Genomic DNA, 19,324 nt, shown 5'->3' on the forward strand with positions numbered 1-19,324 from the left:
CAGTCCTGACGAAGGGTGCCCGCCGCACGCCCCGCTGTTCCGGCGGGCCCGCGGCGGGCACCCTTCGCCGATCCAGACCCCGAAACCCGCTGGCGACCCCAGCCACCCCAGAAGGAGCTCTTCGCCCATGGCCAAGCAGCTGGCGTTCGACGACGCCGCCCGCAAGTCCCTCGAGAACGGCGTCAACAAGCTCGCCGACACCGTCAAGGTCACCCTCGGCCCGCGCGGGCGCAACGTGGTGCTCGACAAGAAGTGGGGCGCCCCCACGATCACCAACGACGGCGTGACCATCGCCCGCGAGGTCGAGCTCGACGACCCGTACGAGAACCTCGGTGCCCAGCTCGCCAAGGAGGTGGCGACCAAGACCAACGACGTCGCCGGCGACGGCACCACCACCGCCACCGTGCTCGCCCAGGCGCTCGTCAAGGAGGGCCTGCGCAACGTGGCCGCCGGCGCCGACCCGCTGAGCCTCAAGCGCGGCATCGAGAAGGCCGTCGAGGCCGTCTCCGAGCGCCTGCTCGAGAACGCCCGCCCGGTGGAGGGCACCAACGTCGCCCACGTGGCGACCATCTCCGCGCAGGACCCGGCGATCGGCGAGCTCATCGCCCGGGCCTTCGAGACCGTCGGCAAGGACGGCGTCATCACGATCGAGGACGGCTCGAGCACCGAGGTGGAGCTCGACGTCACCGAGGGCATGCAGTTCGACAAGGGCTACCTGTCCCCGTCCTTCGTGACCGACGCCGAGCGTCAGGAAGCGGTCATGGAGAACTCCCTGGTGCTGCTGTACCAGGGCAAGATCTCCTCGGTGCCCGAGCTCATGCCCGTGCTGGAGAAGGTCCTCCAGGCCAAGAAGCCGCTGACCATCATCGCGGAGGACGTCGAGGGCGAGGCCCTGTCCACCCTCGTGGTCAACCGGCTGCGCGGCACCCTCGACGTCGTGGCCCTCAAGGCCCCCGGCTTCGGCGACCGCCGCAAGGCGATCATGCAGGACCTCGCCGTCCTCACCGGCGGCCAGCTCATCACCAGCGAGCTGGGCATCAGCCTCGACCAGGTCACCCTGGAGCAGCTGGGCACCGCCCGGCGCGTCACGGTCACCAAGAACACCACCACCCTGGTCGACGGCGGGGGCACCCCGGCCGAGATCCAGGACCGGGTCGCCACGATCCGCGCCGAGGTGGAGCGCACCGACTCCGAGTGGGACCGCGAGAAGCTCCAGGAGCGGCTCGCCCGCCTGGCCGGCGGGGTCTCCGTGATCAAGGTCGGCGCCGCCACCGAGGTCGAGGCCAAGGAGCGCAAGCACCGCATCGAGGACGCCGTCTCCGCGACCCGCGCGGCCCTCGAGGAGGGCATCGTCGCCGGCGGCGGCACCGCCCTCGTGCAGGCCGCGAAGGTCCTCGACGAGTCCGACCTCGGGCTCACCGGGGACGCCGCGACCGCGCTCGGCATCGTCCGCCGCGCGCTGCGGCAGCCGCTGTACTGGATCGCCCAGAACGCCGGTCAGGACGGGGCCGTGGTCGCCTCCCGCGTCGCCGAGCTCGAGGCCGGGCACGGCTACGACGCCGCCACCGGCGAGTACGTCGAGATGGTCGGCGCCGGCATCATCGACCCGGTCAAGGTCACCCGCTCGGCGTTGCAGAACGCCGCGTCCATCGCGGCGCTCGTGCTGACCACCGAGACGCTCGTGACGGACAAGCCCGCCGAGGACGAGGGGCACGGCCACGGCCACCAGCACTGACGGCCGGCACTGACGGCCGGCGCCGAGCCGGCCCGCCCCGCGGACCCGTCCCACCACCGGTGGGGCGGGTCCGTCGCCGTCTCCGGGGGCCGCCCCGGCGCCTCCGGTAGAGTGCGGGGGTCCGCACGACCACTGCCGCGCCCCCGGCGGCACGGTGTTCCCAGGAGATGCCCATGACGACCCTCGGTGCGCAGAGCACGCCCACCGGCGTCGAGCCGGACACGGCCCGGCGGGTGGCCCGCTACGCCGGGTTCCGTCCGGAGGTGCAGGGGCTGCGCTTCGTCGCGGTGCTGCTCGTGGTGGTCTACCACGTGTTCCTGGACCGGGTGTCCGGGGGAGTGGACATCTTCCTGCTGATCTCGGCGTTCTTCCTGACCCTGTCCTTCGTGCGCAAGCTCGAGGCGGGGAGGCCGCTGGCGCTGGGGCGGTACTGGCTGCACGTGTTCAAGCGGCTGCTGCCGCTGGCGGTGCTCACGATCCTGGGCACCCTGGTGCTGGCGTGGTGGTTCTTCCCGGAGGCGCGGATCGACCGGGTGCGCACGGAGGCGCTGGCCTCGGTCCTCTACGTGGAGAACTGGGCGCTGGCGCTGGCCGAGGTGGACTACTACGCCGCCGACGACTCCACGGCGTCCCCGTTCCAGCACTTCTGGTCCTTGTCGGTGCAGGGTCAGGTGTTCCTGCTGTGGCCGCTGGTGTTCGGGGCGGCGTGGCTCGTGTGCCGGGGCGGGCGGTGGCGGCCGGTGCCGGTGCTGGCGGTGCTCTTCGGGCTGGTCCTCGCGGTCTCCCTCGCCTGGTCGGTGCACACGACCGCCACGGACCAGGCGTTCGCCTACTTCGACACCCGGGCCCGGCTGTGGGAGTTCGCCCTCGGGTCCCTGCTGGCCCTCGCGGTGCCGTACCTGCACCCGCCGCGGGCGGCGCGGGTGGTGCTGGGCTGGGCCGGGATGCTCAGCATGGTCTCGGTCGGGGTGCTGATCGACGTGCAGGGCGCCTTCCCCGGCTGGATCGCCCTGTGGCCGCTGCTCTCGGCGGCGGCGATCATCGTGGCCGGGCACTCCGGCTCGCCCCTCGGCCTGGACCGGATCCTCGCCTCCCGGCCCCTGGTGCGGCTCGGGGACGCCTCCTACGCGCTGTACCTGGTGCACTGGCCGCTGCTGATCACCTACCTGGTGCTGCGGGACCGGCCCGTGGCCGGGCCGCGGTCGGGGGTCGCGATCATCCTGGTCTCCCTGCTGCTGGCGGTGGCCGCCACGAAGCTGGTGGAGCGCCCGTTCCAGCGGTGGGCGTGGCCGGAGCGGGACAAGCGGCGGCTGGCCGCGTCGGTGGCGGTGAGCCTGGCGCTCGTGGCGGTGCCGGTGCTGGTGTGGCAGCAGGCCGATGCACGGCGGGCGGCCGCGCTGGCGGAGGACGCCGCCCGCAACAACCCCGGGGCCGCGGTGCTGGACCCGGGCTTCGAGTTCCGGGGCGACCCGGACGCCCCCACTCTGCCCCTCGCCTCCGCGCTGGGCGACGAGTGGGTCGGGCTGCCCGAGCCCTGCTCCGGGGCGTTCGCCCCCGAGCAGGAGGTCCTCGAGCAGTACTGCCGCCAGACCCCGGCCCTGCCGGACCCCGAGCGGACGATCGCGGTGGTCGGCAACTCCCACATGGAGCAGTTCATGGGCGCGGTGATCCCCCTCGCGGAGGAGCGCAACTGGCAGCTCGTCGCCGTGCTGCAGCCGGGCTGCGCCTTCGCGGTGCGCCCGGAGGGGGACGCGTGCCACGAGGGCAACGACGCGGCGATCGAGTACGTGGAGCGGCTCGCCCCGGACGCGGTCATGACGACCTCGACCTACGCGGCCCGGATGGACGGTCCCGCCGAGGCCCTCGTCGGGGGGTTCCCGGAGCTGGTCGACCGCCTCACGGGCCAGGGCATCGACGTCGTCGGCTTCCGGGACAACCCCCGGTTCGACTTCAACCCCTACGAGTGCGCCGTGCGCCACGGCCAGGACGCCGACCGGTGCCGCGTGCCCGTCGAGCAGGTCCTGGCGCCCGTCAACCCGGCCGACGCCCTGCGGGACCGGAACGGCTTCGCCTCGCTCGACCTCACCGACCTCATCTGCCCGGAGGGACTGTGCCGTCCCGTGGTGGGCAACGTGCACGTCTTCTTCGACCCGCACCACCTCACGTGGACCTACGCGCGGACGATGGCGCCGGCCCTCGAGACCCGGCTCCCCGGCACGCTCCTCCAGGAGGTGTCCTCGTGAGCACGGTGCAGGCCGGCGCCCCGCGCCCGGACCCGGGGGCCGCCTCCCCGGGCGGCCCCGGGGGCGTCGAGCCGGACACGGCCCGGCGGGTGGCCCGGTACTCGGGGTTCCGCCCCGAGGTGCAGGGGCTGCGGTTCGTCGCGGTGCTGCTCGTGGTGGTCTACCACGTGTTCCTCGGCCGGGTCTCCGGGGGCGTGGACGTGTTCCTGCTGATCTCCGCGTTCTTCCTCACCCTGTCCTTCGTGCGCAAGCTCGAGGCGGGAAGGCCCCTGGCCCTGGGGCGGTACTGGCTGCACGTGTTCAAGCGGCTGCTGCCGCTGGCGGTGCTCACCATCCTCGGCACCCTCGTCCTGGTGGCCGCCGTCTACCCCGGCTCCGACGCCGGGCAGTGGCGCACCGAGGCGCTGGCCTCGGTGTTCTACGCGGAGAACTGGGCGCTCGCGCTGAGCTCCGTCGACTACTACGCCGCCGACCACTCGACCGCCTCGCCGTTCCAGCACTTCTGGTCCCTGTCGGTCCAGGGGCAGGTGTTCCTGCTGTGGCCGCTGATCTTCGCCGCCGCCTGGCTGCTCACGCGGTGGGGGAGCCTCCGGCCGGTCCCCGTCCTGGCCGCGATGTTCGGCACCGTGTTCGTGGCCTCCCTGGCCTGGTCCGTGCACAGCACCGCCGTCCAGCAGGAGTTCGCCTACTTCGACACCCGCACCCGGCTGTGGGAGTTCGCCCTCGGGTCGCTGCTCGCCCTCGCCCTGCCCTACCTGAGGCCGCCGCGGACCGCGCGCGTGGCCCTGGGCTGGGCCGGGCTGCTCAGCATGGTCTCGGTGGGGGTGCTGGTCGACGTGCAGGGGGCGTTCCCCGGGTGGATCGCGCTGTGGCCGCTGCTCTCGTCCGCGGCGATCATCGTGGCCGGCCGCTCCGGGTCCCCGTTCGGACTGGACCGGATCCTCGCCTCGCGGCCCCTGGTGCGGCTGGGGGACTCGGCCTACGCGCTGTACCTGATCCACTGGCCCGTGCTGATCACCTACCTCGTGCTGCGGGACCGGCCCATGGCCGGGCCGCGGTCGGGGGTGGTGATCATCGTCGTCTCCCTGGTGCTCGCCGTGCTGGCCACCCGGCTGGTCGAGGACCGGTTCAAGAAGTGGGCCTGGCCCGAGCAGAACAAGCGGCGCCTCGCCGGGGTCGTGGTGCTCTGCCTCGCCCTGGTCACAGCCCCCGTGCTCGCCTGGCAGCAGCTCGAGGACCGGCGTGCCGAGCGGATCCAGGCCGAGGCCGTCCGGAACAACCCCGGGGCCGCCGTCCTCGAGCCCGGCTTCGAGTTCCGCGGCGACCCGGACGCCCCGACCCTGCCCCTGCCGGAGGACCTGCCGAGGCAGCCGGCCTCCCTCGGCGAAGCCTGCCCCGAGGACCTCGACCTGCCGGAGGAGCTCCTCCGCTTCTGCCACGAGAGCGTGGCGCAGGAGGCCCCCGAGCGGACGGTGCTCGTGCTCGGCAACAGCCACCTGCAGCACTGGCTCCCCGCGCTGCGGCCCCTGGCGGAGGCCGAGCGGTGGCGGGTGCTGACCTGGATCCAGCCGGGCTGCTTCTACGCCGCCGCCGAGGACCAGCCGGGCTCGGAGAGCTGCCGGGCGTGGTTCGAGGGCGCCGAGCAGATGATCGGCACCGCCGACCCCGACCTCGTCGTCGTCCAGTCGACCTTCACCGACCTGGAGGGGGAGGTCCTCCGGCCCGGGCTGGAGCAGCGGATCCGCGAGCTCACCGACCGCGGGATCCCCGTGGTCGGGATCCGCGACACCCCCCGCTTCCCGGAGGCGCCGGCCGAGTGCGCGGTGGCGAACGGGGAGGACGACCCCAGGTGCACCTTCGCGCACCCCATGGTGGGCACGCCCGATCCCGCGCTCCCGCTCGCCCGCGAGCTGCCGCTCTACTCGACCCTGGACCTCACCGACCTGATCTGCCCGGACGGGCGGTGCCCGCCGGTCGTCGGCAACGTCTACGTGTACTGGGACGACGACCACCTCAGCCGGGTGTACTCCGAGAGCGCCGCCCCGGTCTTCGGCGAGCGGTTCCGGGAGGCCCTCGCCACCGACGGCCTCCGTCCCTGACGACCGCCCGTCCCCGGCCGCCGGCCCCCGGCGCCGCCCGGTGACGGAGCGCCGGGTGCCCCGCGCGGCGCCGGTCGTGCGATAGGGTCGCGACGGGCGCCCCCGGCCCCGCCCCCTCGCTCCGCATCCCCCCGCTCCCCTCCCGGCGCCGCCCCGCGGCCGCGTCCGGGACGCTCCCTCCTGGAGGTGCCCCCGTGGCCACCGTGCACGCCACCGCTCCGCAACCGTCCACCGGGACCGCCGACCGTGGGGACGCGGCCCGGCGGCGGGCAGGACGGTACTCGGGCTTCCGCCCCGAGGTGCAGGGCCTGCGCGCGGTGGCGGTGCTGCTCGTGGTGGTCTACCACGTGTTCCTCGGGCGGGTGTCCGGGGGAGTGGACGTCTTCCTGCTGATCTCGGCGTTCTTCCTGACCCTGTCCTTCGTGCGCAAGCTCGAGGCGGGGAGGCCGCTGGCGCTGGGGCGGTACTGGCTGCACGTGTTCAAGCGGCTGCTGCCCCTGGCGGTGCTCACGATCCTGGGCACCCTGGTGCTGGTGGAGCTGTTCTACCCGGGCTACGACGCCGGGCAGTGGCGTGCCGAGGCGCTGGCCTCGGTGTTCTACGCGGAGAACTGGGCGCTGGCGCTCAACGCGGTGGACTACTACGCCGCCGACCACTCGACCGCCTCGCCGTTCCAGCACTTCTGGTCCCTGTCGGTGCAGGGACAGGTGTTCCTGCTGTGGCCCCTGGTCTTCGCCGCCGCCTGGCTGATCTCCCGGCGGACCCGGTGGAGCCCCGTGCCGGTGCTGGCGGTCGTCTTCGGGGTGGTCTTCGCGGCCTCCCTGGCGTGGTCGGTGCACAGCACGGCCGTCCAGCAGGAGTTCGCCTACTTCGACACCCGCACCCGGCTGTGGGAGTTCGCCCTCGGGTCCCTGCTGGCCCTCGCGGTGCCCTGGCTGCGGCCCGGCCGCAGGGTGCGCGTGGTCCTGGGCTGGGCCGGGCTGGTGAGCATGGTCTCGGTGGGGGTGCTGGTCGACGTGCAGGGGGCGTTCCCCGGGTGGATCGCGCTGTGGCCGCTGCTCTCGGCGGCGGCGATCATCGTGGCCGGGCAGTCCGGGTCGCGCTTCGGGCTGGACCGGATCCTCGCCTCGGCGCCGCTGGTGCGGCTGGGGGACTCCGCCTACGCGCTCTACCTGATCCACTGGCCCGTGCTGGTCACCTACCTCGTGCTGCGGGACCGGCCGATGGCCGGGCCGCGGTCGGGGGTCGCGATCGTGCTGGTCTGCCTGGTGCTCGCGGTGCTGGCCACCCGGCTGGTCGAGGACCCGCTCAAGCGCTGGGCCTGGCCCGAGCGGTCCCGGCTGCGGCTGGCCGCGGTGATCGTGGTGTGCCTGGCGGCGGTCGCGGTCCCGGTGACCGCGGCCCGGGTGGCCGAGGAGCGGCGGGCGGTGGAGATCGCGGCGTCGGCCGACCGCAACAACCCCGGGGCGGCGGCCCTGCTGCCGGGGTTCCGGTACGAGGGCGACCCGGACGCCGAGACCGTCCCCATGATCACCGGGGAGCCGTACGCCAAGCCGTCGCTCGGCGAGCCCTGCCCGCCCGGCACGGGGGTCGGCGAGCGCTTCCGGCAGTGGTGCTTCGACACCGTCCCGAACCCCGAGCCCGCCGCCACGATGCTGGTGATCGGCAACAGCCACGTGCACCAGTGGATCCCCGCCGTCGAGCTCCTGGCCGAGCGCAACGACTGGCGGGTGGTCACCTACATCCGCGGCAACTGCCTGTACGCCCTGCCCGAGGAGCAGGTGGCCGACCACGAGGCGTGCGCGCGCTGGCTCGAGGGCGCCGACCCCGTGGTGGAGGCCGTGGACCCGGACCTGGTGCTGGTGCAGGGCACCCGCAGCACGGACGAGGACCAGGAGCAGTTCACCCCCGGGATGGAGCAGCGCATCCGCGGGCTGGCGGAGCGCGGCATCCAGGTCCTCGGCCTGCGCGACAACGCCCGGTTCGACTTCGTCCCCGCGCGCTGCGCCGCGGACCACGGGGCCGACGCCCCCGAGTGCGCCGCCTCCCACGTGATCCTGGGCCCGGACAGCCCGCTGGCCCCGGTGGCCGAGCTGCCGCGGGTCACGATGGTCGACATGGGGGACCTCATCTGCCCGGACGGCACCTGCGTCCCGGTCATCGGCAACGTGTTCACGTACTGGGACAACAACCACCTCACCGTCGAGTACGTGCGCAGCTTGGCGCCCCTGTTCGCGGAGCGGGTCGAGGAGGCCCTGCGCGCGGACGGGGCCGGGTTCCCCGCGGGGTCGTGAGCGCGGCCACAGCCGTCCGCCGGCCGGGACCCGGCCCGTAGAATGATCGCGACTCCCTCGAAGCTGAAAGGCCCCACCGTGTCGGATACCGCCGTCCCCACCGCCCTGTCCGAGGACCCGTTCGGGTTCACCGGGCTGACCTACGACGACGTGCTGCTGCTGCCCGGCAACACGGACGTCATCCCGTCCGAGGCGTCGACGCGCACCCGCCTGTCCCGGCGAATCGACCTGGAGGTGCCGCTGCTGTCCGCCGCCATGGACACCGTCACCGAGTCCTCGATGGCGATCGCGATGGCCCGCCAGGGCGGCATCGGCGTGATCCACCGCAACCTCTCGATCCAGGACCAGGCCGAGCACGTGGACCGGGTGAAGCGCAGCGAGTCCGGGATGATCACCGACCCCGTCACCATCTCCCCGGAGGCGACCCTCGAGGAGCTGGACCGGCTCTGCGGCTACTACCGGGTCTCCGGGCTGCCCGTCGTGGACGCCGAGCAGAAGCTGCTGGGGATCATCACCAACCGCGACACCCGGTACCTGCCGGAGAGCGAGTTCCCGCGGCGCCGGGTGCACGAGATCATGACGCCCATGCCGCTGATCACCGGCAAGGTCGGGATGGCGAAGGACGACGCGCACCGGCTCCTGGCGACCAACAAGATCGAGAAGCTGCCGCTCGTCGACGACGCCGGCCGGCTCACCGGCCTGATCACGATCAAGGACTTCACCAAGGCCGAGCAGTACCCCCACGCCACCAAGGACGACGAGGGCCGGCTGCGCGTCGGCGCCGCCGTCGGCTTCTTCGGCGACGGCTTCGAGCGGGCCATGACCCTCGTCGAGGCCGGCGTGGACGCCCTGTTCATCGACACCGCCAACGGGCACTCCCAGGGCGTGCTGGACATGATCGCCCGGCTCAAGGCGGAGACCGCCGCCGCGCACGTGGACGTCATCGGCGGGCAGGCGGCCACCCGCCACGGCGCGCAGGCCATCGTGGACGCCGGCGCGGACGCCGTGAAGGTGGGCGTGGGCCCCGGCTCGATCTGCACCACCCGCATCATCGCCGGCGTGGGCGTCCCCCAGATCACCGCCGTCAACGAGGCGGCGAAGGCGGCGATCCCAGCGGGCGTGCCCCTGATCGCCGACGGCGGCCTGCAGTACTCCGGCGACATCGGCAAGGCGCTCGTGGCCGGCGCGGACTCCGTGATGGTCGGGTCCCTGCTCGCGGGCTGCGACGAGTCCCCGGGCGAGCTGATCTTCGTCAACGGCAAGCAGTTCAAGACCTACCGGGGGATGGGCTCGCTGGGGGCCATGCAGTCCCGCGGCAAGAACACCTCCTACTCCAAGGACCGCTACTTCCAGGCCGACGTCGCCAGCGACGAGAAGCTCATCCCCGAGGGCATCGAGGGCCAGGTCCCGTACCGCGGCCCGCTCTCGGCCGTGGTCCACCAGCTCGACGGCGGCCTGCGCCAGACGATGTTCTACGTGGGCGCCCACACCGTCGAGGAGCTCAAGCACGAGGGCCGGTTCGTGCGGATCACGCCGGCCGGGCTCAAGGAGTCCCACCCGCACGACATCACGATGACCGTCGAGGCCCCCAACTACCAGCGCTGAGCGACCGTCCGCAGCACCGTTCGGAAAGGACACCATGAGCTACGACATCGAGATCGGCCGCTCCAAACGCGCCCGCCACACCTTCTCCCTGGACGAGATCGCCCTCGTCCCCTCCCGCCGCACCCGCGACCCCCGGGACGTGTCCACGGACTGGCAGATCGACGCCTACCGGTTCTCCATCCCGTTCCTGGGCGCCCCGATGGACTCGGCGACGTCCCCGGAGACGGCCATCGCCCTCGGCCGCGCCGGGGGACTGGGCGTGCTGGACCTCGAGGGGCTGTGGACCCGCTACGAGGACCCGCAGCCGGTGCTCGACGAGATCGCGGCGCTCTCCGGCGAGGACGCCCCGGCGTCCACGCGCCGGATGCAGGAGCTCTACGAGGCGCCCGTCCAGCCGGAGCTGATCACGGCCCGGCTGGCGCAGATCCGCGAGGCGGGCGTCATCGTCGCCGGGTCCCTGACGCCGCAGCGCACGGTGGAGCACTACCGCACCGTCCTGGACGCCGGCGTGGACGTCTTCGTGATCCGCGGGACCACGGTCTCCGCGGAGCACGTCTCCCGCAACCAGGAGCCGCTGGACCTCAAGAAGTTCATCTACGACCTCGACGTCCCGGTCATCGTGGGCGGCGCCGCGGGCTACACGCCGGCGCTGCACCTCATGCGCACGGGCGCGGCCGGCGTGCTCGTGGGCTTCGGCGGCGGCGCGTCCATGCGCATCCAGAACACCCTGGGGATCCACGCGGCCATGGCCACGGCGATCTCCGACGTCGCGGCCGCCCGCCGGGACTACCTCGACGAGTCCGGCGGGCGCTACGTCCACGTCATCGCCGACGGCGGCGTGGGGGTCTCCGGGGACATCGTGAAGGCGCTCGCCATGGGCGCGGACGCCGTGATGCTCGGCACCGCGCTGGCCCGCACGGAGGAGGCGCCCGGGCAGGGCTGGCACTGGGGCGCGGAGGCCCACCACGGGCAGCTGCCGCGCGGGCTCCGCACCCGCGTGGGCACCGTGGGCCCGCTGGAGGAGGTGCTCTTCGGGCCGTCCCGCCACGTGGACGGCACCTCCAACCTCGTGGGCGCGCTGCGCCGCTCGATGGCCACCACCGGGTACCTGGAGCTCAAGGAGTTCCAGCGCGCCGAGGTGGTCATCCGCGGCTGACCCGCGACCGCCCCGCGGGGGCCAGTGCCGCGCCCCGCCGGCCCGGCACGGGCCCCCGCCGCAACTGGCGAACGCCCAGGAAGGCGCACTAGCCTTGACGGGTGCTCACGACCGCCCTGCGCCCCCGCTCGATCCTCGCCCTGATCGTGAGCCTCGGGCTGGCCGTGGGCTTCGTGCTGCTGAGCCAGTGGCAGCTGGAGTCCAGCGAGCAGTCCCGCACGGTCGCGGACCCCGCGAAGGACGTGGCCGTCCCGCTCACCGAGGCAGCCGAGGCCGGCGCCCCCGTGACCGCCGCGCAGGCCGACCAGCTCGTCACCGTCACCGGCGACTACCGGGACGGGTCCACCGTCCTGGTCCCGGGCCGGCTGCAGGACGGGACGGAGGGCTGGTGGGCCGTCACCGCCCTCGACGTCCCGGACACCGGGCAGCTGTGGCCGGACGCCGGCGGGGAGCTCACCCTCGCGGTGGCCCGCGGCTGGACCGCCGACCCCGCCGCCGTGCCGGAGGAGCCGGCGGGCGCCGTCGACGTCGTCGGCCGGTACCTGCCCGCCGAGGGCCCGGTGCCCGGCGCCGACCTGCCCGCGGGGCAGGTGGGCACGGTGTCCCCGGCGCAGCTCACCAACCGCTGGGACGCCCCGCTGTGGTCCGGGTACCTGGCCGCCTTCGCCGAGAACCCCGCGTCCGCGCCGTTCCAGCTCGCCGGGGACGGGACCCTCGCCCCGGACGCCGCGCTGCTGGGCCCGGGGCTGTCCCGGCTCGACATCGACCAGCAGCCCACGGACGAGTCCGTGAACCTGCTCAACCTCTTCTACGCGGTCGAGTGGGTGGTCTTCGCCGGGTTCGCCCTCTACATCTGGTGGCGGTTCGTGCGCGACGAGTGGCAGCGCGAGCAGAACCCCGAGGAGTACTTCTACTTCGAGGGCGAGTACTACTACGACGAGGCGGCCGGGCGCTACTACTACTACGACCCCGAGGCGGGGGAGTACTACTGGTTCGACGACCAGCCCGGCGCCCGGGCGGGCGAGCCCAGCACCCACGACAGGACCCAGGACAGGACCGGAGCCCACCATGACTGAACCCACGCAGCCGACCCCCGCCCCGAAGGACCGCACCGACGGGGTGCGGGTCTCCCTCCCGCCGGACGCCCGCCCCGCGGAGGCGGCGTCCCCGGGCCGCGTCCCGCGCCGGGCGGCCGCCCTGCAGCCGCGCCGCCGCTTCGGGGGCACCGAGGCCCAGATCCGCGGGGCCCTGGGCTTCTACATGGTCTGTGCGTGGATCTCCGGGACCTTCCTGCTCCTGCTCGTGGCCGAGATGATCACCCGCTACGGACTGGGCTACGACCTCGTCGCGGGCGGCACCGACCGGGCCACGGGGGAGACCGTGGCCCTCGGCTGGCAGGACCTCGAGCTCGAGAACCTCGCGGGCGGGGTCAACATCTCCACGTGGATCCTCATCGTGCACGGCTGGTTCTACGTGGTCTACCTCATCTCCTGCTTCCGGATCTGGACGCTCATGCGCTGGCCCTTCCCGCAGCTCGTGGTGATGGCCCTGGGCGGCGTGGTGCCGTTCCTGTCCTTCGTGGTGGAGCGCAAGATCCACGCCTCCACCACCGCCGAGCTGCGCGCCAACCCGAAGGCCGCGAAGCGGTACTGAGCCCTCCCCGCGCCTGGCCTAGGATGGAGGGCGTGACCGAAACAGCTGAGACCCGCACCGATCTGGAGCAGCGCCCGGTCCTGGTGGTCGACTACGGCGCGCAGTACGCGCAGCTGATCGCCCGCCGGGTCCGCGAGGCCAGTGTCTATTCCGAGATCGTCCCCCACACCTGGTCGACCGAGCAGATCCTCGCCAAGAACCCGGCGGCGATCATCCTCTCGGGCGGCCCCTCCTCCGTCTACGCCGAGGACGCGCCGCAGCAGGACGCGGCGCTCTTCGAGGCCGGGGTGCCCGTCCTGGGCATCTGCTACGGCTTCCAGGCCATGGCGCAGGCCCTCGGCGGGACCGTCGCGCACACCGGCGCCCGCGAGTACGGGGCCACCACCGCCACCGCCGTCGGCGGTCCCACGGCCTCCATCCTGGAGGGCTCCCCGGGCACCCAGACCGTGTGGATGAGCCACGGCGACTCGGTCGTCGAGGCCCCCGCCGGCTTCGAGGTGCTCGCCTCCACGGAGACCACCCCGGTGGCCGCGTTCGCCGACGATGCCCGCCGGCTCTACGGCGTGCAGTGGCACCCGGAAGTCAAGCACTCCGTGCACGGGCAGCAGGTGCTCGAGCACTTCCTCTTCGACGGCGCCCGGGTCGAGCCCACCTGGTCGACCGGCAACATCATCGAGGAGCACGTCCAGCGGATCCGCGCGCAGGTCGGCTCCGCGTCCGTGATCTGCGGTCTCTCCGGCGGCGTGGACTCCGCCGTGGCCGCCGCCCTGGTCCAGCGGGCCGTGGGCGACCAGCTCACCTGCGTGTTCGTGGACCACGGGCTGCTGCGCGAGGGCGAGGCCGAGCAGGTCGAGCAGGACTTCGTGGCCGCGACCGGCGTCAACCTCTACGTGGCCGAGGAGAAGGAGCGCTTCCTCACCGCGCTCGCCGGCGTCACCGACCCCGAGCAGAAGCGCAAGATCATCGGCCGGGAGTTCATCCGCTCCTTCGAGGCCGCCGCGGAGGAGGTCGCCAAGACCGCCGCCCAGGAGGGCGAGCCCGTGCGCTTCCTCGTCCAGGGCACCCTCTACCCCGACGTGGTGGAGTCCGGCGGCGGGGAGGGCGCCGCCAACATCAAGAGCCACCACAACGTGGGCGGGCTGCCCGAGGACCTGCAGTTCGAGCTCGTGGAGCCGCTGCGCACGCTGTTCAAGGACGAGGTCCGTGCCGTGGGGCGCGAGCTCGGCCTGCCCCACGAGATCGTGGGCCGCCAGCCGTTCCCCGGCCCCGGGCTGGGCATCCGCATCATCGGGGAGATCACGGAGGCCAACCTCGCGGTCCTGCGCCGCGCCGACGCCATCGCCCGCGAGGAGCTGACCCGCGCCGGGCTCGACGACGAGGTGTGGCAGATGCCGGTCGTGCTCCTGGCGGACGTGCGCTCGGTGGGCGTGCAGGGCGACGGCCGCACGTACGGGCACCCCATCGTGCTGCGTCCCGTGTCCAGCGAGGACGCGATGACCGCCGACTGGTCGCGCCTGCCCTACGACCTGCTGGCCCGCGTCTCCAACCGCATCACCAACGAGGTCGAAGAGGTCAACCGGGTGGTCCTGGACGTCACGTCCAAGCCCCCGGGCACCATCGAGTGGGAGTAGGCCCGGGGGCGGGCCCAGGGCCCGCCCCGCACGGGCGGTACACGAGCAGCCGGGGTCGAGCGGTCCGCACGGACCGCTCGACCCGTGCGTGAGCGGTGCCCGGCCCCCGGGCCGAGGCGCAGGAGGAGAACCATGTCGATCGGAGCCGACCGCACCCCCCAGGAGTCGGACACCTCCCGGGCGCAGCCCCCGCGCGTCTCGCTGCAGCCCTGGACCCGCCAGATGGACGCCTACACCGGCCCGGACACGCTGCTGGACTTCAACCAGGTCGACAACGTCTGCATCGACCTCACCGAGGCGAACTCCTCGGGGCAGGCCCAGCTGCTCATGGGCCGCCCCACCCGCCTGTCCACGATCGTGCACGACCCCGAGGCCTACGGGCACGCCGTGCGCGCGGCCCGGTCCCTGCGCACCAAGACCCACGAGCTGTCGGTCAACCACGGGCTGGACGCCGCGTACCTCGCCGCCGGCACCGCGTCCTGGCTCGCCCGGCCCCGGGGCTCCGACCCGACCGGCGCCGGACAGCGCCGCTGGATCGCCCCCGTCCTGCTCGCGCCCCTCGCCCTGAAGCCGCGCCCGGACCTCGACGACTTCGAGCTCCAGCTCGTCGGCCCCGCCCGGCTCAACCCCGCCATGGTCCGCCGGCTGGCCGCGGACCACGGCGTGGACCTGACCTCCGGCGAGCTCGCCCGCCTCGCCTACGGCACCCGCCGGCTCGACCCGGCCCCCGCCCTCGAGACCCTGCGCACCCTCGCCGGGGCGGTGCCCGGGATGCACGTCGAGCACAAGCTGCTCGTCTCCACGTTCGCCGATCTGCACGACCGGCCCGCCGACCTGTCGGTCGTGGCCCGCACCGCGGTGGTCCGGGACCTCGCCCGGCTCAAGGACTCCGCGGTCGGACGGATCCCCCAGGTCGAGGAGATCACGGACGACGCGCCCCCGCTGGACCAGCGCGACCCCGCCGACGAGCTCCTCCTGCTCGACGCCGACGGCCCCCAGCAGGAGGTCCTCGACCTCGCCGCCCAGGGCCACTCCTTCGTGGTGACCGCGGCCCCCGGCACCGGGCAGCTCGACACCGCCGTCAACACGGTGGGCACCCTCGTGGCCGCCGGCCGCACCGTCCTGGTCCTGGGCGAGCGGCGCACCACGCTCGCCGCGTTCGGGCGGCGGATGGACGGGCTGGGCCTGGGCACCGCCGTCCTGCCGCTGTCCTCCCAGCTCAGCGACGCCGACGTGGCCCAGCAGCTCGTCCGGGCGGTGGCCCGCAACGAGCGCGCCGAGCGCCCGGACCTCGCCGAGCTGCACGAGACGCTGCGCACCAGCCGGGACCAGCTCGCCGAGCACGTGCGGTCCCTGCACACCGTGCGGCCCCGGTGGTCCGTCTCCCCGTACCGGGCCGTGCAGGCGCTCGCCGAGCTGACCTCCCGCCGGCCGGCGCCCGCCACGGCCGTGCGGTTCCCGCGCTCCGTGCTCGACGCGGTCACGGAGCGCGGCGACGCCGTCGCCCGGCTCGAGCGCGCCGCCGAGCTCGGGGCCTTCGACGCCGGGACCCTGGCCGGGCCCTGGACCGGGGCGCGCCTGGTCAACGAGGACGAGGCCCGGCAGGCGCACCGGCTGGCCCAGTCCCTGCTCCTGGAGCTCACCACCCTCGAGACCGGGATGCGGCACGTCCTGGCCACCAGCGGGCTGCGCGGCGGCACGACCGTGCCCGAGTGGGGCCGGCAGCTGCGGCTGCTGCAGGAGGTCCAGGACTCCCTGACCCGCTTCACGCCCGACATCTACGATCGGCCCGTGACGGACCTGGTCGCCGCGACCGCCGGGTCCGGCTGGCGGCGGGAGCACGGGATCGAGATGACCGGGCTGCAGCGCTCACGGCTGCGCAAGGCCGCGAAGGAGTACATCCGGCACGGGGTGCACCTCTCGGACCTGCACGCCGCCCTGCTGCGCGTGCAGTCGGAGCGGGAGCGGTGGCGGGAGTGGGCCACCTCGTCCACGCACCCGGTCGTCTCCGAGCGGGTCGAGGAGCTCGCGGCCGTGCAGGCCCGCTTCGTGGAGGACCTCGAGGGCCTGGCCATCGCCCTCGAGGGCTCGTCCACCGGCGCCGACCTCCTGGGGCTGCCGATCGACCGGCTGCGCGAGACCCTGGACGGGCTCATCAACGACGAGGAGAACCTCGCCGTGCTGCCCGAGCGCACCGTCCTGCTCGACGAGCTGCGCGGCCAGGGCCTCGGCGAGCTCGTGGACGACCTCGTGCGGCGCACCGTGCCCCGCGCGGAGGTCTCCGGGGAGTTCGACCTCGCGTGGTGGCAGTCCACGCTCGAGGCCATGATCACCGGCGACGACTTCCTGGCGATGCCGGAGGGGCACACCCTGCGCAAGGTGGAGTCCGTGTTCCGCCGCGCCGACGCGGCGCACGTGGCCTCCGGGGCCGGCCGGCTCCTCTGGGAGCTCGCCGACCGCTGGCAGCGCACCGTCCGGCGCTCCCCGCGCGCGGCGGCCGCCCTGCGCCGCATGCTCCGGGCGGGGGCCGCCCCGCTCGAGGAGGTCAGCGCCTCGGCGGGCGAGCTGATCGGCTCGCTGGTGCCCGTCTGGACGGCCAGCCCCCTGGTGCTCTCCGCGGCGCTGCCCGAGGACCACGACTTCGACGCCGTGGTGGTGCTGGACGCCGAGAGCTCCCCGCTCGCGGCGGTGCTGCCGGCGCTGACCCGGTGCCGGCAGGTCATCGCGTTCGGGGACCCGCACCTGGGCCGCCCGCAGCCGTTCACGGTGGCGCCCACCGCGGTGCCCGCCCCGGGCGCCCAGCCGGTGGTCGAGGTGGACAGCGCCTTCGACGCCCTCTCCCGCGTGGTGCCGGAGCGGACGCTGCGGACCGTGTACCGGTCCATGGACGAGCAGGTCTTCCGCCACCTCAACGAGCAGTTCTACGGCGGGCGCCTGAGCAGGCTCCCGCACGGTGAGTCCGTCACCGGGGCCACCCCCGTCCTCGACGTCGAGTACGTCCCGGACGGCGTGGGCGCCCTGACCGCCGGGATCGAGGGCATCCAGGCGCCCGCCGCCGAGGTGCGGCGCGTCGTGGAGCTCGTCTTCGAGCACGCCGCGCGCCACCCGCGCCGGTCCCTGGCCGTGGTCACGGCCAGCGCGGTGCACGCCGCGCGGATCGCGCAGGCCGTCCGGCAGCGGATGCGCGAGGAGCCCGCCGCCGCGGCCTTCTTCGCCCCGGGCCCCGAGTCCTTCCGGGTGGTCGACCTGCACCGGGCGGCGGGCATCGTGCGGGACACCGTCATCTTCTCGCTGGGCTTCGGCAAGACGGCCAACGGGCGCACCGTGCCGTACCTCGGGGCGCTGTCGGAGCGGCACGGCCGCCAGCACTTCGTGCTCGGCATGACCCGGGCCCGCCACAGCACCCGCATCGTGACCTCCCTGCACCCGGGGGAGATGGAGGGAAAGGGCCTCCAGCACGGCGCGCGGGACTTCGCCCGTGTGCTCGCCGCGCACCTCGGCGGCCTGCCGCCGGGGGAGGAGGAGGCCCGGGACACCCACGACGACGCCCTGGTGGTCGACCTCGCCCGCCGGCTGGTGGAGCGCGGTGCCTCGGTGCGGCTGGACTACGCGGGCGTCCTCGACCTGGTCGCCTGGGCCGGCACGGAGTCGCTGTCCGCGGGGGCCGTGGTCCCGGGCCGCACCCGTGCCGAGGGCCGGCCGCTGCGGATCCCCGTGGCCGGGCAGTCCGACGGCTCGCCGGAGAACGCCGCCCTGTCCGTGCGGGAGCGCTCGCGGCTGCGGCCCCAGCAGCTCGAGCGCACCGGCTGGAACTACCTCACGTTGTGGACCATCGAGGTCTTCACCGACCCGGACACCGTCGCCGAGCTGATCCGGCGCTATCTCGGCCTGCCCGCCGCCCCGCAGCGGGGTGACCGTGCCGGCTGAGCCGGGCCCGGCGTCCGGCGGGGACCCCGGGCCCGCCGAGCCGGACCGCGCCCCCCGGCGGGACGTGCCCGCCGCCCCGCGCCCCCGCCGGCGCGGGCCGAGGCGTGCCACCGGGGGCACGTTCACCGACGGCACGTCCACCGGGGCGGAGCCGCGCCTGCCCGGCCTGGACGGGCGGGCGTCCGCGGCGGACGCGGACCGGGCGGACGAGGCCTCCGATCGGGCCCACGAGGACTGGCTCAGGGCCCAGCGGCCTCCGCACTGGGACTGACCAGCGCCGGGACGAGGACCACGGTGGTGCGCCCGGTGCCGCCCGCGCCCGCGAGCTGCGCGGCGCCCTCGTGCGGGGCCCCCACCACCAGCAGTCCCTCCTCCTCGGAGGTGCCGGGCCCGGCGAGCAGACCGCCGTCCCCACCGGGGTCCGCGGAGGAGACCCACAGCACGGGCAGGCCCCTGCCCAGGACCTGACGCCCGCCCGGCGCGGCGCCGTCGGGCAGGTGGACGACGTCCACGTGGTCGCCCGCGCGCACGTGCCGCAGCACACCGGGGTCGTCGATGCGCAGCGTCACCGCCGTGACGCCCCCGTCCTGTCCCGTCAGCAGTCCCGGGCCCACGAGCGCGGTCTCCGTCAGCGGCTGCCCGGGGCCCGCGGCGCCCGCCAGGACGCGCCCGGACAGCTCCGCGGGGTCGGCCACGGCACCCTCCGGCGCCAGCCCGTGGGGATAGGCGGCCACCGCGAGCCGCTCCGGGGTGACCACCGTGCCCGCGGGCAGCGCCTCGGCGGCGGTGACCACCGGCACCGTCCTGGTCTGGGGCGGGCCGAGCCGCAGGACCACCAGGGCCGCCGCGAGCCCGAGGAGCAGCGCGGCCACCAGCCGGCGGCGCCGGGACAGTGCCGAGCGCAGGTGCAGGGACAGCGGGTAGCGGCGTCGGACGGTCCGGGGGCGGCGGCTCATGCCGGGCACGCTACGGGCCGGGTGC

At 74.3% G+C, this 19,324-nt stretch carries 12 protein-coding genes; 11 read left to right on the forward strand and 1 reads right to left on the reverse strand.

Translation table 11 applies throughout. The annotated features are described in order from the left end of the window. Nucleotides 1-127 precede the first annotated feature (127 nt). From groL to EQG70_RS06170, 11 genes are all read left to right on the forward strand, one after another. Nucleotides 128-1,735: a chaperonin GroEL gene (gene groL / locus EQG70_RS06120; RefSeq protein WP_035924783.1), complete on the forward strand. Its 1,608-nt coding sequence runs from the start codon at nucleotides 128-130 to the stop codon at nucleotides 1,733-1,735. A 173-nt stretch (nucleotides 1,736-1,908) separates the two neighbouring features. Beyond that, on the forward strand, nucleotides 1,909-3,978 hold the full coding sequence (locus EQG70_RS06125) for an acyltransferase family protein (protein WP_109268101.1): 2,070 nt from the start codon (nucleotides 1,909-1,911) through the stop codon (nucleotides 3,976-3,978). Continuing rightward, complete coding sequence (locus EQG70_RS06130) at nucleotides 3,975-6,077, forward strand: acyltransferase family protein (protein ID WP_109268100.1); 2,103 nt, start codon at nucleotides 3,975-3,977, stop codon at nucleotides 6,075-6,077. The genes EQG70_RS06125 and EQG70_RS06130 overlap by 4 nt, the downstream gene beginning before the upstream one ends. Nucleotides 6,078-6,271: 194 nt before the next feature. Continuing rightward, nucleotides 6,272-8,371: an acyltransferase family protein gene (locus EQG70_RS06135; protein ID WP_232035270.1), complete on the forward strand. Its 2,100-nt coding sequence runs from the start codon at nucleotides 6,272-6,274 to the stop codon at nucleotides 8,369-8,371. A gap of 42 nt (nucleotides 8,372-8,413) precedes the next feature. After that, nucleotides 8,414-9,976 (forward strand): IMP dehydrogenase, encoded by a 1,563-nt coding sequence (gene guaB / locus EQG70_RS06140; protein WP_109243775.1) that lies wholly within the window; start codon nucleotides 8,414-8,416, stop codon nucleotides 9,974-9,976. A 34-nt stretch (nucleotides 9,977-10,010) separates the two neighbouring features. Next, complete coding sequence (locus EQG70_RS06145; protein ID WP_109268099.1) at nucleotides 10,011-11,132, forward strand: GuaB3 family IMP dehydrogenase-related protein; 1,122 nt, start codon at nucleotides 10,011-10,013, stop codon at nucleotides 11,130-11,132. 101 nt (nucleotides 11,133-11,233) lie between these two features. Beyond that, a complete protein-coding gene (locus tag EQG70_RS06150) occupies nucleotides 11,234-12,208 on the forward strand; it encodes an SURF1 family protein (protein ID WP_017833354.1) in 975 nt (324 codons plus the stop codon). Then, a complete protein-coding gene (locus tag EQG70_RS06155; protein WP_017833355.1) occupies nucleotides 12,201-12,785 on the forward strand; it encodes a DUF3817 domain-containing protein in 585 nt (194 codons plus the stop codon). The genes EQG70_RS06150 and EQG70_RS06155 overlap by 8 nt, the downstream gene beginning before the upstream one ends. Before the next feature lie 23 nt (nucleotides 12,786-12,808). Continuing rightward, entirely contained in the window at nucleotides 12,809-14,416 is a 1,608-nt protein-coding gene (gene guaA, locus EQG70_RS06160) for a glutamine-hydrolyzing GMP synthase (protein ID WP_051063763.1), read from the forward strand. Between the two features lie 132 nt (nucleotides 14,417-14,548). Next, nucleotides 14,549-18,343 (forward strand): hypothetical protein, encoded by a 3,795-nt coding sequence (locus tag EQG70_RS06165; protein ID WP_109243777.1) that lies wholly within the window; start codon nucleotides 14,549-14,551, stop codon nucleotides 18,341-18,343. Further along, a complete protein-coding gene (locus tag EQG70_RS06170; RefSeq protein ID WP_109243778.1) occupies nucleotides 18,333-18,614 on the forward strand; it encodes a hypothetical protein in 282 nt (93 codons plus the stop codon). The genes EQG70_RS06165 and EQG70_RS06170 overlap by 11 nt, the downstream gene beginning before the upstream one ends. Here the strand turns inward: EQG70_RS06170 and EQG70_RS06175 are convergent. Continuing rightward, entirely contained in the window at nucleotides 18,583-19,299 is a 717-nt protein-coding gene (locus EQG70_RS06175; protein WP_051063765.1) for an SAF domain-containing protein, read from the reverse strand. The genes EQG70_RS06170 and EQG70_RS06175 overlap by 32 nt on opposite strands. Between the last annotated feature and the right edge of the window lie 25 nt (nucleotides 19,300-19,324).

Origin of the sequence: Kocuria rosea, from assembly GCF_006094695.1 — a bacterium.
Taxonomy (GTDB): Bacteria; Actinomycetota; Actinomycetes; order Actinomycetales; family Micrococcaceae; genus Kocuria; species Kocuria rosea.

Excerpts from the sequence above, each read along its gene's own strand:
- groL (WP_035924783.1), top strand. The coding sequence starts at position 128 with ATGGCCAAGCAGCTGGCGTTCGACGACGCCGCCCGCAAGTCCCTCGAG.
- EQG70_RS06125 (WP_109268101.1), top strand. The coding sequence starts at position 1,909 with ATGACGACCCTCGGTGCGCAGAGCACGCCCACCGGCGTCGAGCCGGAC.
- guaB (WP_109243775.1), top strand. The coding sequence starts at position 8,414 with ATGATCGCGACTCCCTCGAAGCTGAAAGGCCCCACCGTGTCGGATACC.
- EQG70_RS06145 (WP_109268099.1), top strand. The coding sequence starts at position 10,011 with ATGAGCTACGACATCGAGATCGGCCGCTCCAAACGCGCCCGCCACACC.
- EQG70_RS06155 (WP_017833355.1), top strand. The coding sequence starts at position 12,201 with ATGACTGAACCCACGCAGCCGACCCCCGCCCCGAAGGACCGCACCGAC.
- guaA (WP_051063763.1), top strand. The coding sequence starts at position 12,809 with ATGGAGGGCGTGACCGAAACAGCTGAGACCCGCACCGATCTGGAGCAG.
- EQG70_RS06165 (WP_109243777.1), top strand. The coding sequence starts at position 14,549 with ATGTCGATCGGAGCCGACCGCACCCCCCAGGAGTCGGACACCTCCCGG.
- EQG70_RS06175 (WP_051063765.1), bottom strand. The coding sequence starts at position 19,299 with ATGAGCCGCCGCCCCCGGACCGTCCGACGCCGCTACCCGCTGTCCCTG.